We start from the raw sequence: 19779 nt of genomic DNA, 5'->3' as shown, positions 1-19779 counted from the left end.
ACAGTTAAATTGGAACGATTTTTCTGACGGGGACAAAAATAAATCTCAAGAACAGTTAAATGAGCCATCACTTACTCTACTACCGCCCCTGACTGGTTAAATTTTAACAGTGACAACGATCCTGCCAGAGGGGGAACCTTTTGAACTGTTGTTATGTGTACTATCTTATATACAATGGTTATCATAATTTATGAATTACAATAAATATTATGTCAAATATACTAGCAACGTTAATCGCAAAACTCACGGCTTCGACGATTTCAGATCTTTTTCTCATAATAATCTTTGCACTCTTTGTCACTTCAACTTTTTTTGTTATCAAGAAACAAAGTACAAGGTTAGTGAGAGTAACTCCTAATCTACTAACTTCGCTGGGTATATTAGGTACCTTTACCGGTATTGTCGTCGGCCTAATGGAGTTTGACCCAAACAATATCACGGAGAGTATACCAGCACTGCTTGAAGGTTTAAAAACAGCTTTTTTAACCAGCTTATTTGGTATGTTTTTTTCGATCCTGTTTAAAGGTGTTGAAGGTATTGCTGAGAAGAAAGGGGAAGCTGAAATTGTGAATGTTGGGCCCGAAGAAATCTATTCGGTAATGACTCAGCAACTATCTACTATTCAGGATCTAAAGGGATCAACTGACAAATTGGTTGTATCTGTTCAAGGGCTAGACGATATGGCCGAAGCAAGTAATAAGCAACTTGCACTGAATGAAGAGTTATTAAGGGCTGTAAAGGGGGAGGAAGATGCTTCACTTACGTCTCAAATCCGGAATATGCGTACTGATATCAATGATGCAAGTCGTAATGTATCCAAGCATTTTGAGACACAAGAGACTCGTCATGAGCAGTTCCAAGAGAAGCTCTGGAGTGAGTTAAAGCTTTTTGGTGAACTGCTATCTAAATCGGCAACGGAGCAGGTAATTAATGCATTGAAGGACGTTATTACCGATTTTAACAATAATTTGACCGAACAGTTTGGAGATAATTTTAAGCGCCTTGATGAGTCAGTGAAAAAGCTAGTTGATTGGCAGGAAAACTATCGCGTTCAGTTAGAGGATATGCAGAAGAAGTATCAGCTAGGTGTTGATGCAATATCATCAACAGAACAGTCTGTTGTCCACATTAGTGAGCGAGCTGAAAGTATTCCGGTAACTATGGAAAAGCTTTATTCCGTAATGGAACTAGGACATGGTCAAGTTACTGAGTTGGAACAGCGACTAGAAGCTTTCAAAGATCTTCGGGATAAAGCTGTTGATGCAATGCCTCAAATTCGCACTCAGCTTGAAAATACCATGACTGAGATAAGTGACTCAGTGAAAGCTGCATCTGAGCATTACGAGCAGATGCTGGAGCAATCAAGCAAAGTAATCAAAGATTTCTCTATTGCAGCTACCGAAGGTGCGGATGTGTTAAGTGAGAAATTAACCACTAGCGCTCAAGATATGGGTGGTAAGTTAATTGAAGCATCGCAGGTATTTGAGTCGAATGCAGGTGAAGCTTCATCCAATATGAAGACAATGAATAACGAGTTAACTACTGCTGCAGAGCAAATACGCAGTGAGCTTAGCGATTCATTGTCGGATATGAATAATGTGATGCGTGCAATGGTTACCGGAATTAAAGAAGATGCCGAAGTTACCAGCAAGACATTAGAAAGCGCAAATATTCAATTGGTATCTGATACCAAGGCTATGCGTGATGAATCAGTCAATGCCATACAGCAAATGAAAGAGCGCCTGGAAACTTCACTAAACGAAGTATTCCAACTTCAAGCACGAGAAGTTCAGCGAACATTCAGTTCCCTTGAAGATCAGATTGTAAAAGCCGTTGAAAGAACAGGTTCGTCGGTTGAAAGCCAGGTTGAATATTTTGATAAGGAAATGCAGCAGGAGATCAACCGTACGCTTGAACTGATGGGAACCGAACTGGCTACAGTTACACAACAATTTACTCGCGACTACTCCAAGCTTACTAATGAAATGTCTAAAGTTGTTAGTCGTTCTGCTCAGGGAGCTCACTAATGAGCAGCTTGTTTGGTGTACCTAAAGCACAATCAGAAGGTGGCGAGCATTGGATGTCGGTATCAGATTTGATGGCTGGCCTTATGATGGTTTTCTTGTTCATTTCGGTTGCTTTGATGCAAGATGCGATGCAAGAGAGAGATCAGATTAAAGACGTGGCAGAAACCTATCAGCAGACACAACAAGCAATTTATAAAGCTCTTTATGAGGAATTTAAAGATGATTTGAAGGAGTGGGGGGCTGAATTAGACCGAGATAGTCTTAGCTTGAACTTTACTGCTCCGGAAGTACTTTTTCGAAATGGCGAAGCTAGTTTGACCTCTCAGTTTGAGTTAATACTATCTGATTTTTTTCCTCGTTACCTGGGAGTATTGAATCAGTACAAACCAGATATTCAGGAAGTTCGTATTGAAGGTCATACATCAAGTAGATGGAATCATGACTCAAGTGCCAATGAAGCTTATTTTAACAATATGGCTTTATCCCAAGCAAGAACCAGGACGGTTTTACATTATCTCGTAGAGCTTGATTCTATTCATATTAAGCATGCTGGTTGGGTAAAAGCTAATGTGGCAGCTGTAGGTTATTCATCATCTAAAGTGATTTTGGATGAAACTGGGCAAGAAGATGAAAAAAAATCTCGCCGGGTATCTTTTAGAATCATAACCAATGCAGAGATACAAATTCGCAAGATCTTGGAGCGTTAGATGAAGTTAAGTGTAACGTTTAGTGGGCTTGCAAAAGCTGTTCAGTTAATGAACCCATCAGAAAAAGGAGTATTTACTTCTGGTTCTGATATCGGGGAAAGAGATCCTATTGGAATTCAGCTAGCTAAGGGGGTAGAAGTCGATTTAAGTGAGGTTGAGACTATCTCCGGTCTGCTTAGTTATCAGGGTAGACAGGTTCTTCTATATATACGAGATCATGGTGCTGGTGTAAGAAAAGCTCTGGAAGATGGTAGCCAAGGAAGAAAATATCATTTAGCTGACTGTAAAGTGCTTCAGGAGATGCGTGAAAAAGGACGTTTTGAACGATATGTTGTAACCAATGATACATCGGATATGTTTTCTGTTACTGGCTATGATCGTTTTACACAAGAAGCAATAGAAGGAGAGACGGATCTTAAGGTTTGTAAAGTTTGCTTGAGGCACCTGAATTATAAAGGGTATCAGGTAGGAGGTAATAAGGGTTTAATATTCAATTCATTTGCTATGGATGAATTCTTCTCAACGTACAGCTCTCACTTCCTCTATATGCCTACCCGCTTATCTGATGAGGTAAATGATGGCTATAGCCCCGACTGGGCTAGGGTGTCAGCTAATTATAAGCAGAAACAGAATTTCACGTGTGAAAAGTGCGGTGTAGTTTTAGATAAAGCAATCCATAGGCACCTGCTACATACTCACCATATCAACGGTGTAAAATCCGACAATAAAGAATCAAATCTTAGAGTGCTATGCGCTGATTGTCATAGTAAAGAAGCCTTTCATGAGCACATGTTTGTTCCGAGAAAAGATAAGCACCTCATCATTGAGCTTCGTAAGAGGCAATCCATTTTAAACGACCATAATAATTGGCAGGAGCTTTTTGAGTATTCTGATGCTGCGGTACATGGCGTACTTCATATGTGTCAACAGAGACGAACAAATAAGCCAGAGGTAGGTATGGATATCGTCAATACCTGTTCAGAAGTCGTCGGGTGTGCAGAGTTAGCGTGGCCTGATTCTAGGTTGGCTATCGTCCTGGATGATGAGGAAAAGAGTTTAATTGCTTCGAGCGGTTGGCAAGTAGTACGTACAGATGAGTTTATAGAAGGGTTTGCTACCGGTATCTATAACCAGATTTTATGATAATTAACACAGTTGAAGGAGTAAAGGTGTCGTTATGCATTCAAAAGCAGTATTTGTTTTGGGTTACGTTGGCTCTGTATATTTTAACTCTTTGCACTGTTTCCTACGTAGGGGTCTATTTAACATATATCGCTATCCCACTTATTGTGGTTTCTGGCTTAATAATGAAATGCACAAAGCCAAAACCAGAGTATGAACAGGCAATGAATAGTGCAAAGGTGAGGGATAAGGCGGTTGGAAAAGCTGCAAATTCAGCGTTAGATAGTTTTTATTCATTTATGGATGACGTAAACGATTCATTGAAGGAGTTCAATCAGATCACAGAGCTCAGTAGAGAAAGAACAAAACATCTTGAAGAACAAAAACACCTATCTCCAAGAAGAGTGCGAATATTTTATTAAAAATAAAGTATTAACTCCGGTATGTGGCTATGAACTTATTATTAATGACATGATTGTTGCTGATGTGGAGTTAGCTTGGCCAGCTTTTAAAGTTTGTATTTTTAACGATGATGCTGACCCTCAGTCTGTTCAGAAATTTGGTGTTTTGGGTTGGCATTGCTATCAAGTTCCACTCAGTGATATAGAATTTGAGGAGATTATTTCTACAACGTCAAAAAATAGATAATTTGCGGGTAGATGGAAAAGAACAATAAACACAAGAGTCATCCCTTCAATACTCGAGGAAAGGAAATTTTCATGATCTACCGAAAAACAATGAATTAGTAGGCAAGGCAATTATGAATAGCTTTAAAAAACAAGAGATTCTTGATTATCGAAAAAATAAGTATCAGATCGATGAGTCAACCGGAGTATGTAGACTACAACCTGAGATCCGAAAGGATCTGGATAACAGTGTTAGTATTCTTTCCGAACAGCTTTATTCAAAAGAGCTGCACTTTGTTTTTGAGCTAATTCAGAACGCAGAAGACAACCATTATGCTGATTGTGAAAAGCCTGAATTGCTTTTTGAGTTATTGGAAACCGACCCGACCAATACAGAAGGGTGCTCGGGCTGCTTAGCTATCTACAACAATGAAGTTGGGTTTTCTATTGATAATATCAAGGCGCTCTCCTCTGTTGGTAGCTCAACGAAGTCATCAAGTAAAGATGCCGGTTACATTGGCGAAAAAGGAATCGGTTTTAAGTCGGTGTTTGCAGTAAGTCCTGTACCACATATCTTTTCTAATGGTTATCATTTTTTCTTTAAGGATAGAGATGAGTTAACCGGACTTGGTTACATAATTCCTTACCTAATAAATAATATTCCACTTGAGGTAAAAATAAAGTTAACAAAATTTACAACCTGTATCTTGTTACCTTTGCGCTCAGGAGAAGGAGAAAACATTTACCAGAAAATAGGTGATGAACTTAAAAAATTGGATGTCTCTATTCTACTGTTTTTAAATAAGTTGACAGCTATTTCTGTGTCGATAGGTGGAAATATAACCCACTACGAAAAATCAGTTGAGGGAGAGAGAACTTTCGTAACTGTAAAAAGTCCGAAAGGTACTACTACCAGACGATACCATGTTGAGAAACGTACAGTAAAAGTCCCTGAAAAACTAAATGAGGAGAAAAGAGTTGGTGTTAAGCACAGAGATATTACCCTTGCATTTCCTTTTGGGCGGCAAAGAGCTAAAAATCGACTTTATGCTTATTTACCCACTGAACTTTATACAGGGTTACCATTTTTGGTGAATGCTGACTTCTTGTTGCCAGCTAGTCGCGAAAGTCTACTGGTTGATAAACAATGGAATCTATGGATGCAGAAGGAAATCTCGCTATTTGTATACGATACGCTGGCAAATTTGTTGGTAAAGGACGTATCACTTCAGTCATTTAAGTGGATTCCTATCGTTGAGAAGTGCAGTAATGAATTCCTGCTACCAGTGTTTGAAGAGGTTACAGAAAAGCTTAAAGAACTTGCATTTGTTCCTAGTGTCGCCGGGGAACTAAGACGTCCACTAGAGTGCGCAATTCCTGATGATGGAACTCAAGATATTTCTGGCATAATGGAACGTTTGGTTGATAAAAGTTGCAAGGTAGATGTATATATTCCATCCACTTTAGCTATTAAATTCAGGTCTCAAATTGAGCCATTATTTAATATCGAATTTGCTAAAAATTTGGGAGCGATCATTTCCTCCTATATTCATGCTGCTTCCGATCTGTTGTTAAAGGTTGATTCTTCGTGGTTTTTTGAAATATACACTTGGTTTACCAAATGGGATATAGATCGTAGTGATGTTGATTTGCTGAGGGCTGCACCATTATTGTTAACCACTAATGGTGTCAAATCACGCTCTAAATGCAAAGTTTTTGAATCTGCCAATATAAGTATCCGGTACCCAACTTTGCATACAGAAGATAATTCTGCTTCGTTTGAGTTGCTTGAACCTGAGCTCCAAAAGTTATTGATGCGTGCTGGTAGTGTTAATGAATACATTAAGGATCTGTTTGATATTTCTGTCTTGAAACAGAGTGAGTACCTTGAACAGGTAGCCTTGCCATTCTGTGAAGAACATCTAGCTGATATTGATGGCGTTCAGTTATGGCAGTTAAATCGTTTTGTTTTTCAAAATTGGGGCAGACTGACTGAGGACATTAAAGATGAACTGGAAACTCGGTTGCCATTAAAGCTTGATAATGGCTTATTCATATTTAATCAAGATGAAGCACCATTAACTCCTGCTGCGTATGACAAGTCTATTGTCTGGCAAACGGTTTTCTCAAGTGAGGAACAACGTTTCTTTTCTGTTCTGTCAGATGATTACATGAAATTATTTGATAAATATAAAAAACTCGATGCCGAGGAGGTATTACACCAACTAGGAGCCACATACGCTCCCTTGTCTCTGTTAGCTACAGTTTCAAAGTGGCGAAACATCCCCCCAATTATACCCAGACATACATTCTCTAACTCCTACGAGAGCTACTTGAAGGATACGCTTACAAAACTAGATTCAACCGAAATAATTGAACAACAAGTTTGTGTTGCACCAGTTCTATTTAGGGAGCCAAAAAGGTTTCGTAATAATTCTGTCGTAAACATTTTTGTTCAGTGGCTTGCAGCAGTGATTGAGAGTGAGAGATCATGGAAGTTCCAGACTATCAGGTATTTTTATCGGTCGCCTCATTGCAAAAGGATTGATAGTGAAATTTGGCAATTACTTCAGCAGCTAAAATGGCTTCCTACCAATAATGGATTGAAATCTATCTATGAGGTTTTTCTCCCTTCGATTCAAGCGCGAGAGAATTACGGTGATGCTCTTAACTATCTGGAAATTGATTTACCAGATGTTCTTATCAATGAATTCCAATTAACTGCTGATATATCTTCAGGTAGTGTGCTTGATGTATTACGTGCCTGGTCTTCTCAAAACGAGAAGAAAGATATAAAGCACATGAGCAATATTTATCGACATCTTGCTGCGATAAGTAAAGATCTCAGAAAAGTATTTTCTAACGAGGAACTTATCTATTGTCCATCAGGAGAGCGTAACTGGTGTAAGGCCAGTGATGCGGTGTGGATTTCACAAAAAAATGTTCTTGGTGATGTTTTCCATTGGTTAAGTGACTTTTATCTAGACGGTATGCAGTCTTTTTGGCTTGATATTATTGGAGTTCAGTCAAGACCGTCAGCAGAGCATTTTGCAAATGCTTGGTTAAGAATTCAGGAGTCGGATATCCCTGATCCTAGGGAGCAAATGGCACCGATTTACGAAAGTTTACTGCAATATATTCGTAGTACTGAACCGGATGAGCGTGATTCTTGGTTTAATGATTTTGTATCTGAGGCAAAGTGCCTTAGTCAGCCTTATTCAAATGAGGAAGGTCAACAGGAGCGACGTTGGTTTAATTGTGATGAGATATTTGTAAGTGATATTCACGAACGTATGAGAACTTCTTTTTCAGAGGAAGGAATAAGGTTCATTTGGATAACAAGGGGGCGAGATCATGATGATTTTGAACCTTTATACAATGTTCTCGGGATTAGGCGAGCTTCTGAGTGTATGGAGTCTGAAATTAGTCTGGACATAGAAGAAACAGTTAAGCCTGATAAGAAGTTACTTACCGATGATACGTTACGATTACTCTGCTGTGCTAAGAAACAAAGCAAGAAAACAAATGATAACGAGTGGTTAGATGGCTCATTAGAAATGATTTTAATGAGTCACGAAAGAACAGTAACTGAGCCTGTTGAGGTTGATTATTGGCTCGATTTTCAAGTCGTAACCTTTACGCCGGAAGCCTATTTTGATGAGGAACTATCGACACTCTTTTACCTTGAACGTAATGACGAACCTGAGTTATCTGCGGAAGCAGTTGCGTCTGAGTTATCACTGGCTCTGTACAAAAGGGACTATCGAAGCCAGGAAGACACAGTTTTAGCTTTGTTGGGTGCGACTGAAAGCAAGGCAAATCGCATTAAAGAGCGAAAAGGCTGGGAGCGGCTACTCACGAAAAAAGAGATAGAGCAGGTTGAAAAGATACTGGCTGAGCGAGCCAACAGCTCAGAAGATGGGCTTGATGACATAGTCTCCGCTACCAATCCAGGGTATGACGATAACATTGGTCAAGAGTCATCAGAATCCACTTATTCGGATAATTTACATGATGTTGATTATACCTCATCTCACAATGGAAACACTGATTTAGGCGGCGATAGAGCTTCTCGAACAGGTTCTGCAAGTTCTTACTCACATGCTGGAACATCAAATCGAAGCTATAGTTCAAGTCGAGGTGGAAACAGCTCATCAAGTGAAAGTCATTCGAGAGGTCAGAGACACCATTCCGGAACAAAACAGAAAGAAATTCACGGTCAATCATCTTCCCCTCGTGAGTATTCCGACGGATACCGATTACTTAGTTATGTATCATCAGAACCAATGGAGGTTGGAGATTCTACGGCTTCTGATGAAAGTGTTCGCAGGGAAAATAAGACTATAGGTGATAAAGCGGAGCAATTGGTGGCAGACCAACTTCGATCTGAAGGCTTTGAAGTTGAGCATTTGGGCGGTAATAATCCTGGCTATGATATTGCTGCATTAGATACCGAAACTGGTGAGCTGTACTTTGTTGAAGTGAAAGCCAATAGAGGTAACTGGAATAATACAGGTGTAGGACTTAGCAGTGCTCAGTATCGGATGTGCCTTGAGGAACAAGATAATTATTGGCTTTATGTTGTCGAGTATCTTTTCTTTGAACCTATTATCCATAAGATTGTAAATCCTGTCTCAAAGATTAACGCTTATTACTTTGATCGTAATTGGCAAGCGACTGCTGAGATTCAAAAGTCTGCTACAGAAGACTATCAGGTTGCTGACTTGCTCGATGAGGAATGTTTTAAGATATTCTTGGCAACCGCTAAGCGGCAGTTACCCGAACCTGAGATTGGATTTGATGTGCAAAATGAAGCCGGAATGATAATTGCATCCCTTGAATTATGTTGGCCTTCGCTGAAAGCTGGTATTTATCTAGATGATGATTTACCTGAGATTTCAGGTTGGCGTTTAGCGTCAGTTAGTGAAGTGTTATCCAACCTGGATTGGCTGGACTTTTTGAATGATACAATCTAAGAGTAAGCTTAATTAAAACAGCCTCCAATTTAAGTTAGTCGTTACAATAATAAGATTGCTTTGTTAACTGAAAAAAAGCAAGAGCATAAGAAAACAGTAAAAAGTTTGGGGGTAGCAGTGTTTCATTGACCCTGCTAATGAAGTACTGGTCGAGCAACAGTTAGTGGTTATAGGAGTAGAATAATAATGGCAGATAGTCAACAACTCGCGATTTCAGATACTTTTTTTACTGCTTTTGCCGCATTGCCGAAGCAGCAGCAGAAAAAGGTTAATGAGTTCATTCATAAGTTTCGAGCAAATTCAAAGAGTTCAGGACTCCACCTGGAAAAAATAATTGAGAGTAGGAGTAAGAATCTTCGTTCTGCCAGAGTGGATCAGACTTATCGGGCTATAATTTTCCAGCCGGATAAGGGAAGTTCTTTTATCTTATTATGGGTGGATCACCACGATAAAGCTTACGAATGGGCTAAGCGATATAGCTGTCAGATTCACCCTTCAACGGGTGTTATTCAAATTATTGATACAACTTATGTTGAAAAAAATGAGGTTATAAGCAAAAAAGCTCTGAAAGTGGATGCTTTTGAGGCTTCTCCAACTGTACCAGTGCTTACTTTATTCAGGGATTACAGCAATCAGCAACTCCTAGAGCTGGGTGTCCCTGAAGTATTCATCGATAGAGTACTTCAGTTAACAGATGATGTTCAGTTAGAAATGATGGAAAAAGTGCTGCCCGCTGATGCCTACGAACCGCTCTATTTGCTCGCCGCCGGAACGCCTTATGATGAGCTGCTGGCTGATCTTAATGAGGTACATGGTTCTGATATTGAAGTTGATACGGAAGATTTTGATGCCGCGTTACACCGAGCAGGCAGCAAGAGCCGCTTTATGCTGGTCGAGGATGATATTGAACTGGAGCAAATGTTGAATGCTCCGCTGGAAAAATGGCGTGTTTTCTTGCATCCAAGTCAAAGGAAATTGGTTAACCGTAATTGGAATGGTCCTGTTCGCGTTTCTGGAGGTGCTGGTACCGGTAAAACTGTAGTTGCTATGCATAGGGCTCGTTGGCTGGCAGAACAGCTTTCTACTGATTCAAACAAGAAAATCTTGTTTACGACCTTTACTAAAAATCTTGCTGCAGATATTGAACACAATCTTAATAAGATTTGTACACCAGAGGTAATGAAGCGAATAGAGGTCGTCAATATTGACCGCTGGATATATGGCTTTTTGAAGCGCCATAAATATAGTTATAACGTTGTGTATGATTACAATAATAAGCGAGAAGCATGCTGGAAAACAGCAATGAATCTCAAGCCAACGGAACTATCTCTGACGGATAATTTTTACCAGGAAGAATGGCGCTTAGTGGTTCAACCCCAGAATATCTTTGATATGAAAAGCTACTTTAAAGCTAAGCGGGTAGGGCGTGGTACCTCGTTAACCAGGCCTCAACGAGCTAAGATTTGGCCTGTTTTTGAGGAATACCGCAATCAGTTGAATTTCCATAATATTAAAGAAATGCCTGATGCGATGGTTGATGTCGTTCAGATTATCGAGCAGAAGTCGATCAATATGCCCTATGCATCTGTTGTCGTGGATGAGGCTCAGGATATGGGGATGCAGGCATTCAAGTTATTACGGAAAGTGGTGCCAGAGCAAGCCAATGACATGTTTATTGTGGGTGATGGCCATCAGCGAATTTATAGCCGAAAAGTTGTTCTTGGACAGTGTGGTGTCAATATCCGTGGTCGTGGTCGCAAATTGAAAATCAACTATCGTACAACTGAAGAAACCCGTCGCTTTGCAGTCAGTATCCTGAATGGTGTTACAGTAGATAACCTCGATGGTGAGGATGATCGCAACGATGATTATCTCTCCTTATTTCATGGTGATGACCCATTTATCAAGTGCTTTGACTCTCAGGATGAAGAGAGAACTGGGATTCATAAAGAGATCAAAACCCTTCTGGATGAAGGCGTACCACAAAAAGATATCTGTCTGGTGGCAAGAACAGATTACGTCAGACAGCCATATATAGATATGTTGGAAAACAATGGCTTATCTACTTATCTAGTGCAGCGTAATGGCATTGAGGACAGAAATGTTGATGGTATCCGTATCGCCAGCATGCATCGCGTGAAAGGGCTAGAATTTCAGTTTGTGTTTATTGTTGCCGTAAATGATGGTGTAGTGCCTTATTACAGGTCCGTATCCGAGGATCCTGTCGAACAGAGAGAGCTGGAGTTTAATGAAAGAGCATTGCTTCATGTTGCTGCTACTCGGGCAGTAAAGCGGTTGTATGTAAGCTCTTCAGGTAAGCCGAGTAAGTTTATTGGTTGAATTGTACACATTATAACTCATTAATACATATAAATAATCCGATGTCCAGATAGAGGTTGCATATAAAAATATCAGTGTTTATAGTGGATTAAAAACGTTATAGCAATATGAAAAACATCCTCTTATCCACAACAGGCGCAAGTCCGCAGGTTTTAACCGAAACCTTATATGCCCTCCACCAGAGTGGACGTCCATTTCCCGAAGAAGTGTATGTAATTACCACTCTAGATGCCAAACCTATATTGGTGAATGGTCTATTTCGAGATGGCTATCTGCAAGCGCTTAAAGATGAATATCAACTTCCCGATTTTAAGTTTGATGAAAGCCATATTTGGGTTATTGAAGATGAAGCAGGTCAATTGGTCGAAGATGCCAAATCCATTGAAGATCAAACTTCGATGGCGGATTTTATTACCCGCAAAGTGTTTGAGCTGACTCAGGATGATAACCTTGCCATTTATGCCTCCCTGGCTGGTGGTCGTAAAACTATGGCGTTTTATTTTGGTTACGCGATGTCGATGTTTGGTCGCGAGCAGGATGTGCTTAGTCATGTCTTTGTCGATGACGCTTTTGAGTTCGTTCGTGACTTCTGGTATCCGACAAAAAATGAAAAATGGGTAACCGGGAAACATGGTCAGGGGGAAGTGGATGTGAGTAAGGCGAACGTCACATTAGCGGAAATCCCTTTTGTGCGGATGAGAAATTCGATTGATCCCTCATTAATTGCTTCTATGGGCAGTTACTCTTTTAGCCAGACAGTCGGAATGTTAAACGCCAGTAATCACGATGATTTTTCTGTTACCATTGATAAATCCTCGTTGTTGATTTCGGCTGTGGGGGTTGATATTAAATTAACCGCAAAGGAGATGGCGTTTTACCTATGGCTTTTGGCTAAAGGTGAAGAGGGGTTGAAAGTTGATCGTGATTTTGCTGATAACACCGAACATAGCAAAGCATTTCTACAATGTTATAGCGAACTGGCTTCTGATCCGCGGATTTTTAATTCATTCAAAACCACACCAGAAGATTTTAAAGAAGGGGATTACTCATCTTTAACAGGTATGGGAAAGGATTTTTTACAACCGATTTGTTCGACAATAAATAATAAGCTTAAAAAGTCACTGCCTGCGGATGTGAGTGTTAAATTAGATATTCAATCTCATGCTCAAGGTACAGATTATTATTACAACGTTTCACTATGCCAGTTAAATAAACCGGTCAAGATAGTAGGTTGAGCTAAGTAGAAAGGATAAACATGGCAGCTTCAAACTTTAATTTTCTTAAAGGCACCAATGATTTTCTGTTTGCCATCGCCCGTGCGGCAGAAAACAATTATCCCGATGATCCCAATACCACGTTGGTAAAATTGCGCATGTTTGGCGAAGCGACAGCCAAGCATCTGGCGAAATTACTGGATATGGATGTACCAGAAAATCAGCACGATTTATTACGAGAGTTAGCGAAGATTCCGTTTGTTGATGACAGTATTTTGCAGGTCTTTCATAAACTAAGGAAAATCGGAAATCAGGCGGTTCATGAGTATCACAATGATCTGCCGGATGCGGAAATGTGTCTGCGTTTAGCTTTTCGTCTTTCCGTTTGGTATTACCGTTTAGTGACCAAAAAATACGATTTCGCTGTACCTGTATTTGTTCTACCTACATCAGAAAATAGTGAGTATTACGAACAAGAGATTTTGTCGTTGAAACAAGAGCTTGTACAAGCTCGTCAAAATCAGACGCAAAACCAAGCCGAATTTGAAGCGCAGCAGGCAAAATTGGTCGCATTAAATGGGTATATTTCGGTACTCGAGAGTAAGCAAGAAGAGACAGAAGAACAGACTCAGGCGCGTATTTCTGCCCTTGAAGCTAAATTAAAAGAGAAAGACCAAGAGCTGGCTGAGAAAACCGAAGTTGAGCGTAAGGTGTATAAGAAACAAATTACTCAGGAAGCCGCTTCCCGTGCCTTAAATATTGATGAAGAAGAAACTCGCTTCCTAATTGATGCTCAATTGCGTAAAGCCGGGTGGGATGTTGACAGTAAAAACCTGAACTTTAAATCGCATGGCACTTGTCCTCAAGTCGGTCGTAATATGGCGATTGCTGAATGGCCAACCGGTAAAGATGAAACCGGCAAGACAGGCTGGGCAGATTATGTGTTGTTTGTGGGATTAAAACCCGTCGGGGTGATCGAAGCGAAAAAGAAAAATACGGATGTGGCGGCAAAACTTAATGAAGCCTACCGCTATAGTCGTTATTTTGATTATGACTTTTTACGTGGTGAGTTGCAGGCTCAGGCCACGAATGATGAGGAATGGTTACATCAGGTAGCGGAACAGCTACCCAACTATCATTCAACCTGGTCAGATTCTGATAAGAAACAGCCTGATTTTCAGATCCCATTTTGTTTTTCAGTGAACGGGCGTGATTATCGCGCCGCCATCAAATCCAAAAGCGGTATTTGGTATCGCGATGCCCGTCATTCAACTAACTTAGCAAAAGCGTTACCCGAATGGCATCGTCCTGAAGAGCTGATGGCGATGCTGGAAACGGATTATCAGAAACGTAATCAGTGGTTTGCTGAGCATTCGGATATGAGTGAACTGGGGCTGCGTTATTATCAGGAGGATGCAGTCAAAGCTGTTGAACAAGCGATTGTAAAAGGTCAGCAGGATATTCTATTAGCGATGGCAACCGGTACAGGGAAAACCCGCACTGCTATCGCACTGATGTTTCGCTTAATTCAGTCACAGCGGTTTAAACGTATTTTGTTTTTGGTGGATCGGACTTCATTGGGTAAACAGGCGCTAGACGCATTTGAAGATACCCAAATTAAAGGCGACTCGTTTAATTCCATTTTTAATATTAAAGGGCTGACGGATCGTTTCCCGGAAGACAGTACCAAAATTCATGTAGCAACCGTGCAGTCTCTAGTTAAGAGAACATTGCAAAGTGACGAGGTGATGCCTGTTTCTCGCTACGATTGCATTATTGTGGATGAAGCACACCGTGGTTATATTCTCGACAAAGAACAAACTGAAGGGGAGCTGCAGTTCCGTAATCAGTTGGACTACATTTCCGCCTACCGGCGTATCATTGATCATTTCGATGCCGTTAAAGTCGCCTTAACGGCTACACCAGCATTGCATACTATTGATATCTTTTGTGATGAGAAAAAACGCAAACCTGTTTACCGCTATAGCTATCGACAAGCAGTCGTTGATGGTTACCTGACCGATCAAGAACCTCCAATCCAAATTATTACCAAATTGTCGCGTGATGGCGTGTATATGAATGGTGGCAGCGTCGTTACCCGTTTGAGTCCACAAGGTGAACTGATTAACGATACACTGGAAGATGAACAGGGGTTTGAAGTCGCCGACTTCAACCGCAGTCTGATTGCCAGTGATTTTAACCGAGTGGTGTGTGAAGAACTGGTCAATCACATTGATCCCACCTCTCCGCAAAAAACGCTAGTATTCTGCGTTAATAATACCCATGCGGATAATGTAGTCTTAGCGTTGCAGGAAGCTTTTCAGGCGAAGTATCCTGATCTGGAACATGATGCCATCCAGAAAATTACCGGTGATTCCGATAAAGATGCCAACAAAGTGCAGAGTATGATCACCCGCTTTAAAAAAGAGCGTCTGCCGAATATTGTTGTTACGGTCGATTTGCTTACCACGGGGATTGATGTTCCTAGTATTTGCAATCTGGTATTTATGCGAAAAGTACGCAGCCGGATTTTGTATGAGCAGATGAAAGGTCGTGCTACTCGTTTATGTCCAGAAGTAGGCAAAACCTCATTCCGTATTTTTGATGCCGTCGATCTTTATTCTTCTCTACAGAGTGTGGATACCATGCGTCCAGTTGTAGTGCGTCCCCAGGTGGATTTGCAAACGCTGGTCAATGAAATCACTGATTCTGAAACCTACAAGGTGAAAGAAGCGGATGGCCGCAGTTTTGCTGAACACAGTCATGAACAGTTGGTTGCGAAGCTTCAGAGGGTTAGTACTCAGGCTCGTTTTTATCAGGGAAGGAATAAAGAGGTGGATCGCCAAATCGCCCATTTGGATGAGTTGTGCCAGACCCATGCGGGGTGTGATTTTTTATCGTTACCTCGAATATTAAAAGATAAAGGAGCGCGATGGACGGCGGAAGTGATTAACAATATCACTAATCTGGTCGGGCGTATTGAGCAGTTGAAAAAGGATATCAACGATCTGAGGGATATGCCGATCTTTACCGATATTCCGGATGAAGTGGTGACAATCGAAACCCTTTACGGGGCTTTCAATAAGCCGGAGGATTTTCTCGAAGCTTTTGATCGCTTAGTACAAGCCACTGGTAACCAACACGAAGCTTTGGATATTGTGATTAATCGCCCTCGAGATTTAACCCGTAAAGGATTGGTTGAATTACAAGAGTGGTTCGATGCGCAGAAATACGATGATGCAACCTTGCGCAAAGCGTGGCAGGCAGTGACCAATCAGGATATTGCTGCCCGTTTAGTGGGGCATATCCGGCGTGCAGCCATTGGCTGTGCCTTGCTGCCGTTTGAAGAACGGGTTGATCATGCACTGGAGAAGATCAAAGCCGGCCACACTTGGTCTGAAGAGCAGTTAAGCTGGTTGGCTTACATTTCAGTGGCGATCAAAGAAAAAGTGGTATTGGATGACGATACCTTTAAAGCTGGTAACTTTAAGCGTCGTGGCGGTAAAAATAAACTTATGAACGTCTTCGATGGTGAATTAGACAGCATACTGACTCAGTTCAACGAATATTTATGGGATGAGCGAGCTTAGCCCCGTACAATAACCAACAATACAATTTGGTGGTGTTGGTACCGCCAGAAATGCGCAATTAAGAGTATAAAATGAATAACAACGATTTAGTCACCAAACTGTGGAAACTGTGTGACAACCTGCGTGATGGCGGTGTTTCTTATCAGAACTACGTGAATGAGCTTGCTTCACTGCTGTTTCTTAAAATGTGTGAGCAGACAGGATTAGAAAAAAAGCTACTGCCTCAGGGATTGTATTGGAAAGATCTCAAAGGAAAAATTGGACAGGAACAACATCAGTTTTATCGCAAAATGTTAGTTCAGTTAGGTGAAGATACTCACGCTATTGTGCGTGCGATTTTTCAGAATGTGAACACGACAATCACACAGCCAGCCCAGCTTACAGAGTTAGTGTCCAACATGGATAATCTGGATTGGTATGATTTTGGTGGTAAAGGTAAATCCCGAGACGACTTCGGTGATATGTACGAAGGTTTATTGCAAAAAAACGCCAATGAAACCAAATCCGGCGCTGGCCAGTACTTCACCCCGCGATCGCTTATCAGCACTATTGTCAAAGTAATGCAGCCTCAGCCTCGTGAAGTGATTCAGGACCCTGCTGCGGGTACAGGCGGCTTTTTAATTGAAGCGGATAAATACATTAAAGCGAACACCCACGATTTGGATGATCTTGACGGCGACGATCAGGACTTTCAGATGAAGCATGCCTTTGTTGGTTTGGAGCTTGTACCTGAAACGCGCCGTTTAGCACTGATGAACTGTTTGTTACACGATATTGAAGGTGACGCAAACGAAGGTGCTATTCGTCTTGGTAACACATTAGGTAGCGCTGGTGAAAGTCTGCCAAAAGCCAATGTGATTCTTACCAACCCGCCATTCGGTAGTGCGGCAAGTACTAATATTACCCGCACCTTTGTTCACCCAACAGGTAACAAACAGCTCTGTTTTATGCAGCATATCTATGATGCATTAGAACCGGGTGGTCGTGCGGCTGTGGTCATTCCAGATAACGTGTTATTTGAAGGTGGTAAAGGTACGGAGATCCGCCGTGACCTAATGGATAAATGTAACCTACACACCATTTTGCGTTTGCCTACGGGTATTTTCTACGCCCAAGGTGTGAAAACAAATGTGCTGTTCTTCCAAAAAGGCACGCCTGAGAACAAACATCAGGATAAAGGCTGCACAAAAGAAACTTGGGTATTTGATATGCGAACCAATATGAACACTTTTGGTAAGCGTCGCCCACTGACTGAAAAGCATTTTGATGCCTTTATTGCGGCCTACGGCGCAGATAAAAACGGTCAATCACCTCGTGAAGAAGGCGTATATGAAACGTTAGGCAATATTTTCGCAGAAGGTGAAACAGCAGAAAGTTTGAGCGAGAAAGCGCACAAGGTAGATAGCGCTCGCTGGCGTAAATTCAGCCGTGAATACATTCGTGAGCAGAAAGGCGACAGTTTAGATATATCATGGCTAAAAGACTTAGAAGCCACCAGTGCTGAAAACTTACCTGAACCAGAAGTATTGGCGGGTGAGGCAATGGCTGAACTTACTGAAGCAATGTCTGAAATTTACCAGTTGATGCAAGCTTTAGGTGCCAATGATGAAGCGGAAGCACAGAAGCAATTGTTGGAAGAAGCGTTTGGCTTATCTGAAAAGCCGGAGGTTGAGTAATGAGCCAGTTGCCGAAAGGGTGGATACAGACTTCACTAGGTGAATTGTGTACAAAACTGACCGACGGTTCACATAATCCTCCAAAAGCAAAAGTTATCGGGTTGCCTATGCTAAGCGCTAAGAATATTCAAAATGGCAAACTCGATTTTGGATTAGGTTCTCGGCTGATTACTGAAGAAGAGTTTGTAGCTGAAGATAAGCGAACGCGAATCTCAAAAGGCGATGTGTTATTAACTATAGTGGGGGCTCTTGGGCGTTCAGCTGTCGTATCAACGCATGAAAAATTTACTTTACAACGAAGTGTTGCTGTTCTTAGCGCTCCAATAATATCGTCGGATTATCTAAAGTACGCTATTGAAAGCCCTTCCTTTCAAAAGCAAATTTTCGACAATGCTAAGGGAACTGCTCAAAAAGGAATTTATCTCAAAAAACTTCGCGAGCTTAACATGGTTCTTCCGCCTCTACCCGAACAAAAACGCATCGTTGAAAAACTCGATGAAGTGTTGGCACAGGTTGACACTATCAAAGCCCGTTTGGATGGTATTCCTGAATTGTTAAAATGTTTCCGACAATCGGTACTCGCTTCCGCAGTTTCAGGGAAGTTGACGGAAGAGTGGCGTAAGGAAAACAAAAAGCAGTTTGATGGTGAACTTCTTCACTCGGCACGTCAAAAGTATGGTTCATCGAAATACAAAGATGATTTGTTTAATCAAGCTGTCTTAACGCTACCTGAAACTCCAGATGGCTGGCGTGTGATCCCCGCGGGTGAATTATTTAGTTATGTAACAAGTGGCTCAAGAGGTTGGGCAAAGTATTATTCGGATTGTGGCGCACTCTTTCTGAGAATGACGAACTTAAAATATATAAGTATAGAACTTGATTTAGAGGATACGATCTATGTCGAGCTTCCTCAAAGTGTCGAGGGTAAACGTTCAAAGGTCGAGCTTAATGACTTATTAATTTCTATAACAGCTGATGTAGGCCGAGTTGCGCATGTAGCCAAAGATATTGGTGAAGCTTATATAAATCAGCATGTTGCTTTAGCTAGACCGAATATTGATCGATATGCCAAATATATTTCTCTTTGTATCGCGTCGGAAAATGTAGGAATAAAGCAAGTAGGAGTGCTCAAGCGAGGTGCAACTAAAGCAGGTTTAGGATTAGATGACATTCGTAGTTTCGCATTACCAATGCCAAGTGTAGATGAAGCTTTAGCAATCGTCCGCCTTGTCGACCAATACTTCACTTTCGCTGACACCATTGAAGCGCAAGTTAAAAAAGCGCAGGCGCGGGTGGATAACCTCACCCAAAGCATTTTAGCCAAAGCTTTCCGAGGTGAACTCGTCCCGCAAAATGATGACGATGAACCCGCTGAAGTGCTGTTAGCCCGTATCGCCCAAGCCCGCAAAGAGGCTGAGGCGTTAGCTAAGGCAGCGAAGAAAGCGGCTAAAGCCCCAAGAAAAACCGCTTCAAAAGTATAATTGATAAAAATATAAGCACG

At 41.3% G+C, this 19779-nt stretch carries 10 protein-coding genes; all 10 read left to right on the top strand.

The window, feature by feature from the left end; translation table 11 throughout:
- Positions 1-209: 209 nt before the first annotated feature.
- Positions 210-2027: a hypothetical protein gene (locus DI392_RS00170; RefSeq protein ID WP_109317892.1), complete on the top strand. Its 1818-nt coding sequence runs from the start codon at positions 210-212 to the stop codon at positions 2025-2027.
- Entirely contained in the window at positions 2027-2734 is a 708-nt protein-coding gene (locus DI392_RS00165) for an OmpA family protein (protein ID WP_245883883.1), read from the top strand. Before DI392_RS00170 ends, DI392_RS00165 begins: the two co-directional genes overlap by 1 nt.
- The gene (locus DI392_RS00160; protein WP_109317891.1) at positions 2735-3877 is read left to right on the top strand and encodes an HNH endonuclease; all 1143 of its coding nucleotides are present in this window, start codon (positions 2735-2737) and stop codon (positions 3875-3877) included. It begins immediately after the preceding gene.
- Between the two features lie 351 nt (positions 3878-4228).
- Positions 4229-4504 carry a hypothetical protein gene (locus tag DI392_RS19460; RefSeq protein ID WP_146194514.1) on the top strand — a complete coding sequence of 92 codons (276 nt, stop codon included), beginning with the start codon at positions 4229-4231 and terminating at the stop codon, positions 4502-4504.
- Positions 4505-4616: 112 nt separating this feature from the next.
- A complete protein-coding gene (locus DI392_RS00150) occupies positions 4617-9458 on the top strand; it encodes a protein NO VEIN domain-containing protein (protein WP_109317889.1) in 4842 nt (1613 codons plus the stop codon).
- A gap of 186 nt (positions 9459-9644) precedes the next feature.
- Complete coding sequence (locus DI392_RS00145; protein ID WP_219930874.1) at positions 9645-11798, top strand: UvrD-helicase domain-containing protein; 2154 nt, start codon at positions 9645-9647, stop codon at positions 11796-11798.
- Positions 11799-11905: 107 nt separating this feature from the next.
- Positions 11906-13033: a CRISPR-associated ring nuclease Csm6 gene (csm6, locus tag DI392_RS00140; RefSeq protein WP_109317887.1), complete on the top strand. Its 1128-nt coding sequence runs from the start codon at positions 11906-11908 to the stop codon at positions 13031-13033.
- A gap of 20 nt (positions 13034-13053) precedes the next feature.
- On the top strand, positions 13054-16602 hold the full coding sequence (gene hsdR / locus DI392_RS00135) for a type I restriction-modification system endonuclease (protein ID WP_109317886.1): 3549 nt from the start codon (positions 13054-13056) through the stop codon (positions 16600-16602).
- 71 nt (positions 16603-16673) lie between these two features.
- Positions 16674-18278: an N-6 DNA methylase gene (locus tag DI392_RS00130; protein ID WP_109317885.1), complete on the top strand. Its 1605-nt coding sequence runs from the start codon at positions 16674-16676 to the stop codon at positions 18276-18278.
- A complete protein-coding gene (locus tag DI392_RS00125; RefSeq protein ID WP_109317884.1) occupies positions 18278-19759 on the top strand; it encodes a restriction endonuclease subunit S in 1482 nt (493 codons plus the stop codon). Before DI392_RS00130 ends, DI392_RS00125 begins: the two co-directional genes overlap by 1 nt.
- Positions 19760-19779: the final 20 nt, after the last annotated feature.

Origin of the sequence: Vibrio albus, assembly GCF_003144035.1 — a bacterium.
GTDB classification, from domain to species: Bacteria; Pseudomonadota; Gammaproteobacteria; order Enterobacterales; family Vibrionaceae; genus Vibrio; species Vibrio albus.
This window is presented reverse-complemented; position numbering and strand designations above follow the sequence as displayed.

What these genes read in the sequence shown, in the direction of transcription:
- hsdR (WP_109317886.1), top strand. Translation starts at nt 13,054, where the DNA reads ATGGCAGCTTCAAACTTTAATTTTCTTAAAGGCACCAATGATTTTCTG.
- DI392_RS00165 (WP_245883883.1), top strand. Translation starts at nt 2,027, where the DNA reads ATGAGCAGCTTGTTTGGTGTACCTAAAGCACAATCAGAAGGTGGCGAG.
- DI392_RS00130 (WP_109317885.1), top strand. Translation starts at nt 16,674, where the DNA reads ATGAATAACAACGATTTAGTCACCAAACTGTGGAAACTGTGTGACAAC.
- DI392_RS00170 (WP_109317892.1), top strand. Translation starts at nt 210, where the DNA reads ATGTCAAATATACTAGCAACGTTAATCGCAAAACTCACGGCTTCGACG.
- DI392_RS00145 (WP_219930874.1), top strand. Translation starts at nt 9,645, where the DNA reads ATGGCAGATAGTCAACAACTCGCGATTTCAGATACTTTTTTTACTGCT.
- DI392_RS00150 (WP_109317889.1), top strand. Translation starts at nt 4,617, where the DNA reads ATGAATAGCTTTAAAAAACAAGAGATTCTTGATTATCGAAAAAATAAG.
- DI392_RS00125 (WP_109317884.1), top strand. Translation starts at nt 18,278, where the DNA reads ATGAGCCAGTTGCCGAAAGGGTGGATACAGACTTCACTAGGTGAATTG.
- csm6 (WP_109317887.1), top strand. Translation starts at nt 11,906, where the DNA reads ATGAAAAACATCCTCTTATCCACAACAGGCGCAAGTCCGCAGGTTTTA.
- DI392_RS00160 (WP_109317891.1), top strand. Translation starts at nt 2,735, where the DNA reads ATGAAGTTAAGTGTAACGTTTAGTGGGCTTGCAAAAGCTGTTCAGTTA.